Source organism: Pseudomonas sp. BIGb0164 (assembly GCF_024810135.1).
Classification (GTDB): domain Bacteria; phylum Pseudomonadota; class Gammaproteobacteria; order Pseudomonadales; family Pseudomonadaceae; genus Aquipseudomonas.
Genome location: NZ_JANUEA010000002.1, coordinates 206,327 through 222,172, shown reverse-complemented (window position 1 = coordinate 222,172; position 15,846 = coordinate 206,327). Strand labels below are relative to the sequence as shown.

General features: G+C 58.9%; 16 protein-coding genes. 15 read left to right on the top strand and 1 reads right to left on the bottom strand.

The features are described 5' to 3' along the window. Window positions 1-11: 11 nt before the first annotated feature. A complete protein-coding gene (gene map / locus M2394_RS04960; RefSeq protein ID WP_178919029.1) occupies window positions 12-806 on the bottom strand; it encodes a type I methionyl aminopeptidase in 795 nt (264 codons plus the stop codon). Between the two features lie 387 nt (window positions 807-1,193). Between map and rpsB the strand changes: the two genes are divergently transcribed. The 15 genes from rpsB (at window position 1,194) to rnhB (ending at window position 15,835) form a co-directional block, all read left to right on the top strand. Further along, window positions 1,194-1,931: a 30S ribosomal protein S2 gene (rpsB, locus tag M2394_RS04955; protein ID WP_003189158.1), complete on the top strand. Its 738-nt coding sequence runs from the start codon at window positions 1,194-1,196 to the stop codon at window positions 1,929-1,931. 190 nt (window positions 1,932-2,121) lie between these two features. Beyond that, window positions 2,122-2,985 (top strand): translation elongation factor Ts, encoded by an 864-nt coding sequence (tsf, locus tag M2394_RS04950; RefSeq protein ID WP_016974403.1) that lies wholly within the window; start codon window positions 2,122-2,124, stop codon window positions 2,983-2,985. Window positions 2,986-3,196: 211 nt separating this feature from the next. Next, window positions 3,197-3,940 carry a UMP kinase gene (gene pyrH, locus M2394_RS04945; protein ID WP_003172271.1) on the top strand — a complete coding sequence of 248 codons (744 nt, stop codon included), beginning with the start codon at window positions 3,197-3,199 and terminating at the stop codon, window positions 3,938-3,940. Next, window positions 3,937-4,494: a ribosome recycling factor gene (gene frr, locus M2394_RS04940; protein WP_043049618.1), complete on the top strand. Its 558-nt coding sequence runs from the start codon at window positions 3,937-3,939 to the stop codon at window positions 4,492-4,494. The genes pyrH and frr overlap by 4 nt, the downstream gene beginning before the upstream one ends. Window positions 4,495-4,511: 17 nt before the next feature. Continuing rightward, window positions 4,512-5,267 carry a polyprenyl diphosphate synthase gene (gene uppS / locus M2394_RS04935; protein WP_016974405.1) on the top strand — a complete coding sequence of 252 codons (756 nt, stop codon included), beginning with the start codon at window positions 4,512-4,514 and terminating at the stop codon, window positions 5,265-5,267. Then, window positions 5,268-6,077 carry a phosphatidate cytidylyltransferase gene (locus tag M2394_RS04930; RefSeq protein ID WP_259171805.1) on the top strand — a complete coding sequence of 270 codons (810 nt, stop codon included), beginning with the start codon at window positions 5,268-5,270 and terminating at the stop codon, window positions 6,075-6,077. It abuts the gene before it with no gap. Continuing rightward, the gene (ispC, locus tag M2394_RS04925) at window positions 6,074-7,264 is read left to right on the top strand and encodes a 1-deoxy-D-xylulose-5-phosphate reductoisomerase (protein WP_178919025.1); all 1,191 of its coding nucleotides are present in this window, start codon (window positions 6,074-6,076) and stop codon (window positions 7,262-7,264) included. Before M2394_RS04930 ends, ispC begins: the two co-directional genes overlap by 4 nt. 52 nt (window positions 7,265-7,316) lie before the next feature. Continuing rightward, the gene (gene rseP / locus M2394_RS04920) at window positions 7,317-8,669 is read left to right on the top strand and encodes a sigma E protease regulator RseP (protein ID WP_259171804.1); all 1,353 of its coding nucleotides are present in this window, start codon (window positions 7,317-7,319) and stop codon (window positions 8,667-8,669) included. Window positions 8,670-8,743: 74 nt separating this feature from the next. Beyond that, entirely contained in the window at window positions 8,744-11,131 is a 2,388-nt protein-coding gene (gene bamA, locus M2394_RS04915) for an outer membrane protein assembly factor BamA (protein WP_176994694.1), read from the top strand. 45 nt (window positions 11,132-11,176) lie between these two features. Beyond that, window positions 11,177-11,680: an OmpH family outer membrane protein gene (locus M2394_RS04910; protein ID WP_003172279.1), complete on the top strand. Its 504-nt coding sequence runs from the start codon at window positions 11,177-11,179 to the stop codon at window positions 11,678-11,680. A gap of 3 nt (window positions 11,681-11,683) precedes the next feature. Continuing rightward, window positions 11,684-12,739, top strand: a complete 1,056-nt coding sequence (gene lpxD, locus M2394_RS04905; RefSeq protein WP_178919022.1) for a UDP-3-O-(3-hydroxymyristoyl)glucosamine N-acyltransferase — start codon at window positions 11,684-11,686, stop codon at window positions 12,737-12,739. Window positions 12,740-12,850: 111 nt separating this feature from the next. Next, window positions 12,851-13,291, top strand: a complete 441-nt coding sequence (fabZ, locus tag M2394_RS04900; RefSeq protein WP_003172281.1) for a 3-hydroxyacyl-ACP dehydratase FabZ — start codon at window positions 12,851-12,853, stop codon at window positions 13,289-13,291. Further along, complete coding sequence (gene lpxA, locus M2394_RS04895) at window positions 13,288-14,064, top strand: acyl-ACP--UDP-N-acetylglucosamine O-acyltransferase (protein WP_176994696.1); 777 nt, start codon at window positions 13,288-13,290, stop codon at window positions 14,062-14,064. Before fabZ ends, lpxA begins: the two co-directional genes overlap by 4 nt. 2 nt (window positions 14,065-14,066) lie before the next feature. Beyond that, window positions 14,067-15,206: a lipid-A-disaccharide synthase gene (gene lpxB / locus M2394_RS04890; protein ID WP_259171803.1), complete on the top strand. Its 1,140-nt coding sequence runs from the start codon at window positions 14,067-14,069 to the stop codon at window positions 15,204-15,206. Next, complete coding sequence (gene rnhB / locus M2394_RS04885; protein WP_259171802.1) at window positions 15,203-15,835, top strand: ribonuclease HII; 633 nt, start codon at window positions 15,203-15,205, stop codon at window positions 15,833-15,835. The genes lpxB and rnhB overlap by 4 nt, the downstream gene beginning before the upstream one ends. Window positions 15,836-15,846: the final 11 nt, after the last annotated feature.

Below are 15,846 nucleotides of genomic sequence, written 5' to 3'. Positions count from 1 at the left end.
CTAAGCAAGCTTTACGCCGAAGCCGCACCCGACGTGCGCGGGATCGTGTCGTCGGCGCGCAGGGTGAAGATTTCGTAGCCGGTGTCGGTGACCAGCAGGGTGTGTTCCCACTGGGCCGAGAGCTTGCGGTCCTTGGTGATGGCGGTCCAGCCGTCGCCCAGCACCTTGGTGTCGGCCTTGCCCTGGTTGATCATCGGTTCGATGGTGAAGGTCATGCCTGCTTTCAGCTCCATACCGGTGCCGGCGCGGCCGTAATGCAGGATCTGTGGCTCTTCGTGGAACACAGTGCCGATGCCGTGGCCGCAGAACTCGCGCACCACCGAGAAACCGTTCTTTTCGGCGTGCTTCTGGATCACTTCGCCGATGTCGCCCAGGCGGCAGCCGGGTTTCACGATCTCGATGGCCTTGTACATGCATTCCTGGGTCACCTGGGACAGGCGCTCGGCCCAGACCGGCACGGTGCCGACGTGGAACATGCGGCTGGTGTCGCCGAAGTAGCGGTCCTTGATCACGGTGACGTCGATGTTCAGGGTGTCGCCGTCCTTCAGGGGCTTGTCGCCCGGGATCCCGTGGCAGACCACGTGGTTGACCGAGGTGCAGATGGACTTGGGGAAACCCTTGTAGTTCAACGGGGCAGGGATGGCCTTTTGCACATTGACTATATAGTCGTGGCAGATCTGGTTCAGGGTGTCGGTGGTGACGCCGGGCTTGACGTGTTCGGCGATCATTTCCAGCACGTCGGCAGCCAGTTTGCCGGCGATGCGCATGCCGGCGATGTCTTCGGCGGTTTTCAAACTTACGGTCATACAGGCTCTCTCTAGCGCGACGCGCTGAAATCAATACGGTTTACGGGCGTGCGACAAAAGGTTACAGAATTCGCACAAGCCACAAAAAACGCGATTCTATCAGACGATGGCCTCAAATCATGAGCCTCTGATAATCGCTTCTCTCTATAAGGTAGGGGGTTGTGGGCTCTATTCAAGGGCTTGCGTGAACGCGGTCGGCGGCAGATGTGATTGCGGGTTTCGTTTTCGTCGATGCTGTGGTATAAAATGCGCCGCTTTCCGGGGATACCCCGCAAAGCTTAAATCCACACACGTGTCGACACGATGACCTGGGTGCCGGAGGCCTTGATGCCGCTGGTTGGTCATTGGGATACGTGGAGGCCAAACCCGACTTATTAAGGAACTATCATGTCCCAAGTCAATATGCGCGATATGCTGAAGGCCGGTGTGCACTTCGGTCACCAGACCCGTTACTGGAACCCGAAAATGGGTAAATACATTTTCGGCGCGCGTAACAAGATCCACATCATCAACCTTGAAAAAACCCTGCCAATGTTCAACGAAGCTCTGACTTTCGTAGAGCGTCTGGCCCAGGGCAAAAACAAGATTCTGTTCGTCGGCACCAAGCGTTCCGCTGGCAAGATCGTTGCTGAAGAAGCAGCACGTTGCGGTTCGCCGTACGTCGATCACCGCTGGTTGGGCGGCATGCTGACCAACTTCAAGACCATCCGTGCTTCCATCAAGCGTCTGCGTGACCTTGAAGTACAAGCCGAAGACGGTACTTTCGCCAAGCTGACCAAGAAAGAAGCGCTGATGCGCTCCCGTGACCTGGAAAAGCTCGATCGTTCCCTGGGTGGTATCAAGGACATGGGCGGTCTGCCTGACGCACTGTTCGTTATCGACGTTGATCACGAGCGCATCGCGATCACCGAAGCCAACAAGCTGGGCATCCCTGTTATCGGCGTAGTCGATACCAACAGCAGCCCGGAAGGCGTTGACTACATCATCCCAGGCAACGATGACGCAATCCGCGCTATCCAGCTGTACATGGGTTCGATGGCTGACGCTGTAATCCGTGGTCGCAACCACGTTGCTGGTGGTACCGAGCAGTTCGTTGAAGAAGCTCCGGTAGCTGCCGCTGAGTAATAGCGCCCTGGCGTTGACTCAGTAAGCAAAAAGGGGGCTTGGCCCCCTTTTTGCCACCTCGAAAACCATTTGTCGGCAGCGCAGCTACATCATTTGTAACGTGCAGCGGCCTACAAGGGTGGTTCGGGAAGAATTGATCGCCCGTTTGATCGGGTGGAATGGTTGAAAACCTATCCAAGAGGATTTTGAAATGGCAGAGATTACTGCAGCGTTGGTTAAAGAACTGCGTGAGCGTACCGGCGAAGGCATGATGGATTGCAAAAAGGCCTTGACCAAGGCCGGCGGCGACATCGAAAAAGCCATCGACGACATGCGTGCTTCGGGCGCCATCAAGGCCGCCAAGAAAGCAGGCAACGTAGCTGCTGAAGGCGCTATCGCTCTGAAAGAAGACGGTAAGTCCGCTGTTCTGCTGGAAGTGAACTCGCAGACCGACTTCCTGGCTCTGCAGGACGACTTCAAGGCATTCGTGGCTGCCAGCGTTGAAAAAGCATTCGCTGACAAGCTGACCACCGTTGAGCCTCTGATCGAAGCTCAAGAAGCTGCTCGCCTGGTACTGGTCGGCAAGGTTGGCGAAAACGTCAACATCCGTCGCCTGGCCCGCGTTGAAGGTGACGTGGTTGGTGGTTACCTGCACGGCAACAAGATCGGTGTAGCGGTTGTTCTGAAAGGCGGTGACGTAGAGCTGGCCAAAGACATCGCTATGCACGTTGCTGCAAGCAACCCTGAGTTCCTGCTGCCTTCGGAAGTTTCGGCCGAAGCGATCGAGCGTGAAAAAGCTGTGTTCCTGCAGCTGAACGAAGAAAAAATCAAAGGCAAGCCAGAAAACATTGTTGAGAACATGGTCAAAGGCCGTATCAGCAAGTTCCTGGCTGAAGCAAGCCTGGTTGAGCAGGCGTTCGTCAAGAACCCTGAAATCAAGGTTGGCGACCTGGCCAAGAAAGCCGGTGCTGAAATCGTTTCCTTCACCTACTTCAAAGTAGGCGAAGGCATCGAGAAGCCGGTCGACAACTTCGCTGAAGAAGTTGCTGCCCAGCTGGCTGCCGCCAAGCAATAAGACAGTTTTAAACTGTCGCCCGAAAGAGGCTGCCCGCTCACGCGCGCAGCCTCTTTTCAAATGGGAAGGCTGATTTTATTTGGCTTCCCCTCGGAACTGGCTTACAAAGCCGTGTTCCGATGGCGCTGTGATAGCGTCCAGCTAGAGTGAACGCAAGCCGTAAACGGCTCGCCAAGAATTTTTAAAAAATACGCCGCAGGAGAGATTCGCAATGGCTCAGCAGGGCAGTGGTTATCAGGCTCGCTATAAACGCATTCTACTCAAGCTTAGCGGCGAGGCCCTGATGGGCTCGGAAGAGTTCGGGATCGATCCCAAGGTGCTCGACCGCATGGCGCTGGAGGTCGGCCAGTTGGTCGGAATCGGCGTACAAGTCGGTCTGGTGATCGGTGGCGGCAACCTGTTCCGCGGCGCTGCACTGAGTGCGGCCGGGATGGATCGGGTCACGGGCGACCACATGGGCATGCTGGCCACTGTGATGAACGCCCTGGCCATGCGCGACGCTCTGGAGCGCGCCAATATCTCGGCCATCGTGATGTCGGCTATTTCCATGGTCGGCGTGACCGATCACTATGATCGTCGTAAAGCCATGCGCCACCTGAACGCCAAGGAAGTGGTGATCTTTGCCGCCGGCACGGGTAACCCGTTCTTCACCACCGATTCGGCTGCTTGCCTGCGTGCCATCGAGATCGATGCTGACGTGGTGCTCAAGGCCACCAAGGTGGATGGTGTGTACACCGCAGACCCATTCAAAGACCCGCATGCCGAGAAGTTCGATCATCTGACCTACGATGAAGTGCTGGATCGCAAGCTGGGCGTGATGGATCTGACGGCAATTTGCCTGTGCCGCGACCACAAGATGCCGCTGCGCGTATTTAACATGAACAAGCCCGGCGCCCTGCTGAATATCGTACACGGCGGCGCGGAAGGGACTCTGATCGAGGAAGGCCAACAATGATCAACGAAATCAAGAAAGACGCCCAAGCGCGTATGCAGAAATCCCTGGAGTCTCTGAGCCATGCATTCGGCCAGATTCGTACCGGCAAGGCGCACCCAAGCATCCTGGGTAGCGTGATGGTGCCTTACTACGGCGCCGACACTCCGCTGAGCAGCGTGGCCAACGTCACCGTGAAAGACTCGCGCACCCTGCAGGTCGTGGCATTCGAGCGCAACATGCTTGCTGCCGTTGACAAGGCAATCCAGAGCGCTGGCCTGAACCTCAACCCGACCAACCTGGGTGAGTTGCTGCTGATCTCCATGCCTGCCCTGACCGAAGAAACCCGCAAGGGCTTCACCAAACAGGCACGCAGCGCTGCAGAAGATGCCCGTGTGGCCGTGCGCAACATCCGTCGCGATGCCTTGGGTGACCTGAAGAAGCTGGTCAAGGACAAGGAAATCAGCGAAGACGAAGAGCGTCGTGCCGTTGCCGATATCGACAAGCTGACTAAAGATGCCGAGGCCCAGATCACCAAGGCCACGGAAGAAAAAGAAAAGGACCTGATGGCCGTATAAGGGGTCAGGACGCCTTCATGGAAAAGACCAAGCAGACTGTACCCTCTGTGGTGCCGCGCCATGTCGCGATCATCATGGATGGGAATAATCGCTGGGCGAAGAAACGCTTTATGCCGGGTGTAGCCGGGCATAAAGCGGGTGTCGATGCGGTGCGGGCCGTGATTGAGGTGTGCGCCGAAGCCAAGGTCGAGGTGCTGACCTTGTTCGCCTTCTCCAGTGAAAACTGGCAGCGGCCTGCCGAAGAAGTCAGCGCCTTGATGGACCTGTTCTTCAAGGCCCTGCGTCGTGAGGCCAAGCGCCTCAACGACAACAACATCAGCCTGCGCATCATCGGTGATCGCTCGCGGTTTCACCCGGAGCTGCAGGCGGCCATGCGCGAGGCCGAGGCTATCACGGCCGGCGCCAACCGTTTTGTGCTGCAGATCGCAGCCAACTATGGTGGTCAGTGGGATATCGCCCAAGCGGCGCAACGCCTTGCCCGCGAAGTGCAGGCCGGTCATCTGCGGCCGGATGACATTACGCCTGAATTGCTGCAAACCTGCCTGGTCACCGGTGACCTGCCGTTGCCGGACCTGTGCATTCGTACCGGTGGCGAGCATCGCATCAGCAATTTCCTGCTGTGGCAGTTGGCTTACACCGAGCTGTACTTCTCCGACCTGTTCTGGCCGGACTTCAAACACGATGCCATGCGCAATGCGCTGGCCGATTTCGCTTCCCGTCAGCGTCGCTTCGGTAAAACGAGCGAGCAGATCGAAGCTGGAGCCCGGGTTTAAATGCTTAAACAACGAATCATCACTGCACTGATCCTGTTGCCGATCGCCTTGTGCGGGTTCTTCCTGCTCGATGGTTCCGGCTTTGCGCTGTTTATCGGCCTGGTCGTGACCCTGGGCGCCTGGGAATGGGCGCGCCTGGCGGGTTTCAATGCGCAATTGTCACGCGTGGTGTACGCCGCGGTGGTCGCGGTGCTGCTGTTTCTGATGCATACCCTGTCGAGCATCGTCGTGCCTTGGGTGTTGGGGGCGGCGGTGTTGTGGTGGGCGCTGGCGACCTTCCTGGTGCTGACGTTTCCGCGTACCAGTGGTCACTGGTCCAGTGTTGCCAGCAAGCTGGTGATTGGTTTGCTGATTCTGCTGCCGGCCTGGCAAGGGTTGGTGGAGATCAAGAATTCGCCCATGGGCAACTGGCTGATCATGGCGGTGATGGTGTTGGTGTGGGGTGCTGATATCGGTGCGTACTTCTCGGGTCGGGCCTTTGGCAAGCGCAAGCTGGCGCCGGCCGTGAGCCCGGGCAAGAGCTGGGAGGGCGTGTACGGTGGTCTGGCGTTGACTCTGGTCATTACGCTGGTGGTCGGTGTTGTGCGCGATTGGTCGGTGAAGGAGATTTTCCTGGCCTTGTTGGGCACCGCTGTCGTCGTGTTTATTTCGGTGGTTGGCGACCTCACTGAGAGCATGTTCAAGCGCCAGGCCGGGATCAAGGACAGCAGCAACCTGCTGCCAGGTCACGGTGGTGTGCTGGACCGTATCGACAGCCTGACTGCTGCGATCCCGATCTTTGCAGTGCTGTTGTGGATGGCCGCTTCGTGAGCCGCCTGCAGCAAGTGACCGTGCTGGGTGCAACCGGCTCGGTAGGGTTGAGCGCCCTTGATGTGATTGCTCGCCACCCGGACCGTTATCAGGTCTTTGCCCTGACCGGGTTTACGCGTCTGAGTGAGCTGCTGGCGTTGTGCGTGCGCCACGCGCCGCGTTTTGCTGTAGTGCCTGAGGCGGCGGCAGCCCGTGGCTTGCAGGACGACCTGCGCGCTGTCGGGCTCGCCACTCAAGTGTTGGTGGGCGAGGAGGGGCTTTGCCAGGTTTCGGCGGATGCCGAGGTCGATACCGTCGTGGCAGCCATCGTTGGCGCTGCGGGCCTGCGTCCGACGCTCGCGGCTGTCGATGCGGGCAAGAAGATCCTGCTGGCAAATAAAGAAGCGCTGGTGATGTCCGGCGCGCTCTTCATGCAGGCGGTGCGCAAGAGCGGCGCCGTACTGCTGCCTCTCGACAGTGAGCACAACGCGATTTTCCAGTGCATGCCGGGGGATTTTTCCCGTGGTCTGAGCCAGGTAGGCGTGCGTCGCATTCTGCTGACCGCTTCGGGTGGTCCGTTCCGTCAGACACCTTCGGCGGAGCTGGAGCATGTCTCTCCGGATCAGGCCTGTGCCCATCCGAACTGGTCCATGGGGCGCAAAATCTCCGTAGACTCAGCCAGCATGATGAACAAGGGCCTGGAGCTGATCGAAGCCTGCTGGCTGTTCGATGCCCGGCCGGACCAGGTCGAGGTGGTGATTCACCCGCAAAGTGTGATTCATTCCCTGGTCGACTATGTGGATGGTTCGGTATTGGCGCAGCTGGGTAACCCCGACATGCGCACACCGATCGCCAATGCCTTGGCGTGGCCTGAGCGGATCGACTCCGGGGTTGCGCCTCTGGATTTGTTTGCCATCGCCCGCCTGGACTTCGAGGCGCCGGACGAGCAGCGCTTCCCATGCCTGCGTCTGGCGCGGCAAGCGGCCGAGGCGGGCAACAGCGCGCCAGCCATGCTCAATGCGGCCAATGAAGTGGCGGTGGCGGCGTTTCTTGATGGGCGCATCCGCTTTCCGCAGATCGCGAGTATCATCGAGGACGTGCTGAGCCTTGAGCCTGTGGTCGCGGTGAATGATCTGGGCGCGGTGTTTGAGGCGGATGCAAAGGCTCGAGCGCTGGCCGGGCAATGGTTGAACCGCAATGCGCGTTAGTCTGTCGGCGCAGTAGGCCTTCAGGCACTGGATTGGAATGCGGAGAAATTAGATGAGTGCGCTCTACATGATTGTCGGCACCCTGGTTGCTCTGGGTGTGCTGGTTACCTTCCACGAATTCGGCCACTTTTGGGTGGCGCGTCGTTGCGGCGTCAAGGTATTGCGCTTTTCCGTCGGTTTCGGCATGCCGTTGGTCCGCTGGCACGATCGCCATGGTACCGAGTTCGTGATTGCAGCCATTCCGCTGGGCGGCTACGTCAAGATGCTCGATGAGCGTGAAGGCGAAGTGCCGGCCGATCAACGGGACCAATCCTTCAACCGCAAGACCGTTCGTCAGCGTATCGCCATTGTGGCTGCGGGCCCGATTGCCAACTTCCTGTTGGCGATGGTGTTCTTCTGGGTCTTGGCCATGCTGGGCAGCCAGCAGGTGCGCCCGGTCATCGGTGCGGTCGAGGCGGACAGCCTGGCGGCCAAGGCTGGCCTGGTTGCCGGGCAGGAAATTGTTTCCATTGATGGCGAACCTACCACTGGCTGGGGCGCGGTCAACCTGCAGTTGGTTCGTCGCCTGGGCGAAAGCGGCACCGTCAATGTGGTAGTGCGTGAGCAAGACTCCACCACTGAAACCCCGCGTGAGCTGGTCCTGGATCATTGGCTTAAGGGCGCTGATGAGCCTGATCCGATCAAATCCCTGGGTATTCGCCCATGGCGTCCTGCGCTGCCGCCGGTACTTGCCGAGCTGGACCCGAAAGGTCCGGCCCAGGCTGCAGGCCTGAAAACCGGCGATCGCCTGTTGGCGCTTGATGGTCAGTCGCTGGGTGACTGGCAGCAAGTGGTCGATCTGGTGCGTGTACGCCCTGATACCAAAATTGTGCTGAAAGTTGAGCGCGATGGTGCTCAAATCGACGTCCCTGTGACCTTGTCGGTACGCGGGGAAGCCAAGGCGGCCGGGGGGTACCTGGGTGCTGGAGTCAAGGGCGTAGAGTGGCCGCCGTCGATGGTTCGGGAGGTCAGTTTCGGGCCTTTGGCAGCGATTGGCGAAGGTGCAAAACGCACTTGGACCATGAGCGTGCTGACCCTCGAATCCCTCAAGAAAATGTTGTTCGGCGAGCTCTCGGTAAAAAACTTGAGTGGACCGATAACCATTGCTAAAGTGGCGGGCGCTTCTGCCCAGTCGGGTGTCGCAGATTTCCTGAATTTCCTGGCTTATCTGAGTATTAGCCTGGGGGTTCTGAATTTGCTGCCCATTCCAGTATTGGATGGGGGGCATCTGTTGTTTTATCTGGTCGAGTGGGTGCGTGGTCGCCCCTTGTCGGATCGGGTGCAGGGTTGGGGGATACAGATCGGTATCAGTTTGGTGGTCGGGGTGATGTTGTTAGCCCTGGTCAACGATCTGGGACGACTGTAACGCTTCGCTGAATTGCGAATCTGCCGCATTTTGCGGCAGTTTGTTTATTGCCAGTTGGAATAAGAAAGGACTTCATGAAACGTCTGCTGCTAACTGCGGTTCTCACCGTATTGATGATCGCCGAAGTTCACGCCGAGTCCTTCACTATCTCCGATATTCGCGTCAACGGCCTCCAGCGGGTTTCCGCGGGTAGCGTCTTTGGTGCCTTGCCGTTGAACGTCGGGGAACAGGCTGATGACCGTCGCCTGGTGGAATCCACTCGTGCGCTGTTCAAAACCGGGTTCTTTCAAGATATCCAACTGGGTCGCGAAGGCAACGTCCTGGTCATCACCGTCGTCGAGCGACCTTCCGTCGCCAGTATCGAGATCGAGGGCAACAAGGCGATCTCCACTGAAGACCTGATGAAGGGCCTCAAGCAATCCGGCCTGGCCGAAGGCGAGATCTTCCAGCGCGCCACCCTTGAGGGTGTGCGTAACGAACTGCAACGCCAGTACGTTGCCCAGGGCCGCTACTCCGCGACCGTGGAAACAGAAGTGATCCCGCAGCCTCGTAACCGTGTCGGCCTGAAGGTCAACATCAACGAAGGCACCGTGGCTGCCATTCAGCACATCAACGTGGTGGGCAACACCAAGTTCTCTGATGACGACCTGATCGATCTGTTCGAACTCAAGACCACCAACTGGTTGTCGTTCTTCAAGAACGATGACAAGTACGCCCGTGAAAAACTCTCCGGTGACCTGGAGCGCCTGCGTTCCTACTACCTGGACCGTGGCTATATCAACATGGATATCGCTTCGACCCAGGTGTCCATCACGCCGGACAAGAAACACGTCTATATCACTGTCAACGTCAACGAAGGCGAGAAGTACACCGTTCGTGACGTGAAGCTCAGCGGCGACCTGAAAGTCCCTGAAGACCAGGTCAAGGCCCTGCTGCTGGTGCAGAAGAACCAGGTGTTCTCGCGCAAGCTGATGACCACCACTTCCGAACTGATCACCCGCCGCCTGGGTAACGAAGGCTATACCTTCGCCAACGTCAACGGCGTGCCGACCCCGCATGATGATGACCATACCGTGGACATCACCTTCGTTGTCGACCCAGGCAAGCGTGCCTACGTGAACCGTATCAACTTCCGTGGCAACACCAAGTCTGCGGACGAAGTGCTGCGCCGTGAAATGCGCCAGATGGAAGGTGGCTGGGCGTCGACTTACCTGATCGACCAGTCCAAGACCCGTCTTGAGCGCCTGGGCTTCTTCAAGGAAGTCAACGTCGAGACACCGGCTGTACCGGGTGTGGATGACCAGGTTGACGTGAACTACGCCGTGGAAGAACAAGCGTCGGGTTCGATCACCGCAAGCGTCGGCTTTGCACAGAGTGCGGGTCTGATCCTCGGTGGTTCGATTACCCAGAACAACTTCCTTGGTACCGGTAACAAGGTGTCCATCGGCCTGACCCGAAGCGAATACCAGAGCCGCTACAACTTCGGTTATGTCGACCCCTACTGGACTGCTGACGGTGTGAGCCTGGGCTACAACGCCTTCTACCGCACCACCGACTACAAAGACCTCGACGTTGACGTTGCAAGCTATGCGATCGACAGCCTGGGTGCCGGTGTCAACATCGGTTACCCGATCAGCGAAACTTCGCGTCTGACGTTCGGCCTGACCGCGCAACAGGATGAGATCAAGACCGGTGTGTACACCGTGGACGAGATCTTCAACTTCGTGCGTACCGAAGGTGACAAGTTCCTGAACTTCAAGGCATCGGCCGGCTGGTCCGAGTCGACCTTGAACAAAGGCGTACTGGCAACCCGTGGCCATTCCCAGAGCCTGACTTTGGAAGCAACCACGCCGGGCAGCGACCTGTCGTTCTTCAAGCTCGACTACCGTGGCCAGTTGTTCCAGCCATTGAGTGACAACTACACCATGCGCCTGCACACCGAATTGGGTTATGGCGATGGTTATGGTTCGACTCATGGTCTACCGTTCTACGAGAACTACTACGCAGGTGGCTTCAACTCTGTACGTGGTTTCAAGGACAGCACCCTCGGCCCGCGTGGTACTCCGAGCCGTGGTGTTGGCGTAACCGGCAACAATGGCACAGTGGCTGACTCGGACAACGACCCGCTGCCGTTCGGTGGCAACGTGTTGATCCAGGGTGGTGCGGAAATTCTGTTCCCGCTGCCATTCGTCAAGGATCAGCGTTCGCTGCGGACCTCGGTATTCTGGGACGTGGGTAACGTGTTCGACTCCAAGTGCGACCAGATCACCAACCCGAGTGGCGTGAAGTCTCAGACCCAGTGCAACGACATCAGTCTGAGCAACCTCGCCAGTTCTGTGGGTGTGGGTGTGACGTGGGTGACTGCGCTCGGCCCGTTGAGCTTTGCTCTGGCCATGCCGATCAAGAAACCGGATAACGCTGAAACCCAGATTTTCCAATTCTCCCTCGGCCAGACGTTCTAAGCGTCTGACCCAAGATAACGACAACGGATTCTGTAGGAGTACATCGTGCGTAAGTTGACTCAATTGGTTCTGCTGGCCACTGTGCTGGTAACCACCCCGGCCTTCGCCGAAATGAAAATCGCCGTCCTGAACTATCAGATGGCCCTGCTGGAATCGGACGCGGCCAAGAAATACGCCGTGGATGCCGAGAAGAAGTTCGGTCCGCAACTGACCAAGCTCAAAACCCTGGAAAGCAGCGCCAAGGGTATACAGGATCGTCTGGTTGCCGGTGGTGACAAGATGCAGCAAGGCGAGCGCGAGCGTCTGGAGCTTGAATTCAAGCAAAAGGCCCGCGACTACCAGTTCCAGTCCAAGGAGCTGAACGAAGCCAAGGCTGTTGCCGACCGTGAAATGCTGAAACAGCTGAAGCCGAAACTCGACAGCGCTGTGGAAGAAGTCATCAAGAAAGGTGCCTTTGACCTGGTGTTCGAGCGTGGCGCTGTGATTGACGTCAAGCCTCAATACGACATCACCCGTCAGGTGATCGAGCGCATGAACCAGCTGAAGTAAGCCATGACCGCGACTATCAAGCTCGGCGAGTTGGCCGAGTTCCTGGGGGCCACCTTGCGTGGCTCCAAGGAGAAAGAAATCACTGGGCTAGCCACCTTGCAGGAGGCTGGCCCAGCTCAGTTGAGCTTCCTCGCAAATCCCCAATACCGTAAATACCTGGTCGACAGTCAAGCCGCAGCCGTGTTGCTGAAGGCCGCCGACGCCGAAGGGTTTGCCGGGGATGCCTTGGTGGTAGCTGACCCCTACCTGGCCTATGCACGGGCATCGCACCTGTTCGATCCCAAGCCCAAGGCCGTAGCCGGGATTCACCCGTCTGCGGTGATCGCCGATGATGCCCAGGTTGATCCGGCGGCAAGTATTGGCGCCTTTGCGGTGATCGAAAGTGGCGCGCGTATTGCGGCTGGGGTAACGGTGGGTGCGCATTGCTTTATCGGCGCACGCTGCACCATTGGTGCCGATGGCTGGTTGGCGCCCCGTGTGACCCTGTACCACGATGTGCGTATCGGTGAGCGCGTGGTGATTCAGTCGGGTGCCGTGATCGGGGGCGAGGGCTTCGGCTTCGCCAATTCGAAAGGCGTCTGGAACAAGATCGCCCAGGTGGGCGGTGTATTGATCGGCGATGACGTGGAAATCGGCGTCAATACCGCTGTTGATCGCGGGGCACTGGCCGATACCGTGCTTGGCAATGGCGTGAAGCTCGACAACCAGATTCAGATCGCCCACAACGTACAGGTCGGCGATCACACCGCCATGGCCGCGTGCGTAGGTATTTCCGGCAGCACCAAGATCGGCAAGCATTGCATGCTCGCCGGTGGCGTTGGGCTGGTGGGGCATATCGAAGTGTGCGACAACGTCTTCATTACCGGCATGACCATGGTGACCCACTCGATTACCGAGCCCGGGGCCTATTCATCCGGTACCGCCATGCAGCCCGCAGCTGAATGGCGCAAGAGCGCAGCGCGCTTGAGGCAGCTCGACGACATGGCTCGACGTCTCAAACAGCTGGAAAAGCGTGTTGGGGACGTGACCCCTGGCGGTAATGCTTCATCAGAAGGCTGATACCATTTCCATATCAAGTGTGCACAGCCGCTAGACTGCCTCCTTGATTTGCTAGCGGGGCGTGCTTTTAGTCCGCCCGCCCCCAATCTTTATTACAGGCTTCCCCCCGAAATGATGGACATCAACGAGATTCGCGAATACCTGCCTCACCGTTACCCGTTCCTGCTGGTGGACCGCGTAGTGGACCTCAATGTCGAGGAAAAGCGCATTCGTGCCTACAAGAATGTCAGCATCAACGAACCGTTCTTCAACGGTCACTTTCCTGCGCATCCAATCATGCCGGGCGTGCTGATCATCGAAGCGATGGCCCAGGCTGCCGGTATCCTTGGTTTCAAAATGCTTGACCTCAAGCCTGCCGACGGCACGCTTTACTATTTCGTGGGCTCCGACAAGTTGCGTTTCCGCAACCCGGTCACGCCCGGTGACCAGTTGATCCTGGAAGCCAAGTTCATCAGTTGCAAGCGTCAGATCTGGAAGTTCGAATGCCAGGCGTCGGTCGACGGCAAGCCAGTGTGCTCCGCCGAGATCATCTGTGCGGAACGCAAACTATGAGTTTGATTGACCCTCGCGCAATCATCGATCCGTCGGCCGTACTGGCCGCCGACGTTGAGGTCGGCCCGTGGTCGATCATCGGCGCAGGTGTGGAAATCGGCGAGGGGACAGTCATCGGGCCGCACGTGATCCTCAAAGGTCCGACCCGCATTGGCAAACACAATCGCATCTACCAGTTCTCCTCGGTAGGCGAAGACACCCCGGACATGAAGTACAAGGGTGAGGAAACGCGCCTGGTAATCGGTGATCACAACATCATTCGTGAAGGCGTGACCATTCACCGTGGCACCGTGCAGGATCGTGCCGAGACCACGCTGGGTGACCACAACCTGGTCATGGCCTATGCGCACATCGGCCACGACAGCGTGATCGGCAACCACTGCATCCTGGTCAACAACACCGCCCTGGCGGGCCATGTGCACGTTGATGATTGGGCGATCCTGTCCGGTTTCACCCTGGTGCATCAGTACTGCCATATCGGCGCCCACAGCTTTTCCGGCATGGGCACCGCCATCGGCAAGGATGTACCGGCGTTTGTCACGGTATTCGGCAACCCGGCTGAAGCGCGCAGCATGAACTTCGAAGGCATGCGCCGTCGTGGTTTCAGTGAAGATGCGATTCACGCCCTGCGTCGTGCCTACAAAGTGGTCTACCGCCAGGGGCTGACCGTTGATCAGGCGTTGGCCGAACTGGCCGAGCCTGCAGCACAGTTCCCGGAAGTCGCTGTGTTCCGCGACTCGATCCAGGCGTCGACTCGCGGCATCACTCGCTGATCATGGCCAATCTGCGTATCGCGCTGGTGGCCGGGGAAGCTTCCGGCGATATTCTGGGCGCAGGTTTGATGCGGGCCCTCAAGGCCCAGCATCCTGCGGTGGAGTTCATCGGGGTTGGTGGCCCCTTGATGCAGGCTGAAGGCCTCACCTCTTACTTCCCCATGGAACGCCTGTCGGTCATGGGGCTGGTGGAAGTGTTGGGCCGGCTTCGTGAGTTGCTGGCCCGCCGCAAGTTGTTGATCCAGACACTCATTGAAGAAAAGCCCGACGTTTTCATCGGAATCGACGCGCCCGACTTCACCCTCAATATCGAACTCAAGTTGCGTCAGGCCGGCATCAAGACCGTGCACTACGTCAGCCCGTCCGTGTGGGCGTGGCGGCAGAAGCGCGTGTTGAAGATCCGTGAAGGCTGCGACCTGATGCTGACCCTGCTGCCGTTCGAGGCCAGGTTCTATGAAGAGAAGGGCGTGCCGGTGCGGTTTGTCGGGCATACCCTGGCCGATACCATTCCGTTGCAGGCCGATCGCGCGGCGGCCCGGGCTGAACTGGGCTTGGCCGATGGCCCGCTGGTTGCGTTGATGCCTGGCAGTCGAGGCGGGGAAGTCGGCCGCCTGGGTGCCCTGTTTTTCGATGCGGCCGAGCGTCTGATGGCCTTGAAGCCTGGGGTGCGTTTTGTGCTGCCCTGTGCCAGCCCGCAACGCCGAGTACAGATCGAAACACTGCTGGAAGGCCGCAACCTGCCGTTGACCTTGCTTGATGGCCAGTCGCACCTGGCGCTGGCGGCCTGCGATGCAGTGCTGATCGCCTCCGGCACGGCTACCCTGGAAGCCTTGCTGTACAAGCGCCCGATGGTCGTGGCCTATCGTCTGGCGCCGCTGACCTTCTGGATTCTCAAGCGCATGGTCAAAAGCCCTTACATCTCCTTGCCCAACCTGCTGGCCCAGCGCCTGCTGGTGCCGGAGTTGTTGCAGGACGATGCGACGCCGGACGCCCTGGCGCAAACCCTCTTCCCGCTGATCGAGGGTGGCGAAGAGCAGACCCGCGGCTTCGACGAGATTCACCGCACCCTGCGTCGTGATGCGTCGAACCAGGCGGCAGATGCCGTGCTGACCTTGATCGGCCACAAACAGGAAACCCTATGACGACGCAAATGGGCCTGGATTTCAGCTTGGTGGCCGAAGCCCACGAACTGGTGGCTGGCGTTGACGAAGTCGGGCGTGGCCCGTTGTGTGGCGCCGTGGTGACGGCTGCGGTGATTCTTGATCCGAACCGCCCGATCCTGGGCCTTAACGACTCGAAAAAACTCACCGAAGCTCGTCGCGAAAAGCTTTTTGACGAGATCTGCGAGAAAGCCCTGAGCTGGCATATTGCCCGAGCCGAAGTCGAAGAAATCGACGAATTGAACATCCTCCACGCCACCATGCTGGCCATGCAGCGCGCGGTGGAAGGCCTGCACGTCACGCCAAAACTGGCGATGATCGACGGCAACCGTTGCCCCAAGCTGGCCATGCCGGCGGAAGCGGTGGTGAAGGGGGATGGCAAGGTGCCAGCCATTGCCGCCGCCTCGATCCTGGCAAAGGTCAGCCGTGACCGTGAAATGGCGGCTTTCGAATTGATCTACCCCGGCTACGGCATAGGTGGACATAAAGGCTACCCGACGCCCGTTCATCTGGAAGCCCTGGCTCGCCTGGGGCCCACGCCGATCCACCGCCGCTCGTTCGCCCCGGTGCGCCAGGCTTACGAGGCGCGGGAGAGCCTGAGCGAGGTTTAGTCGCGAGGCTG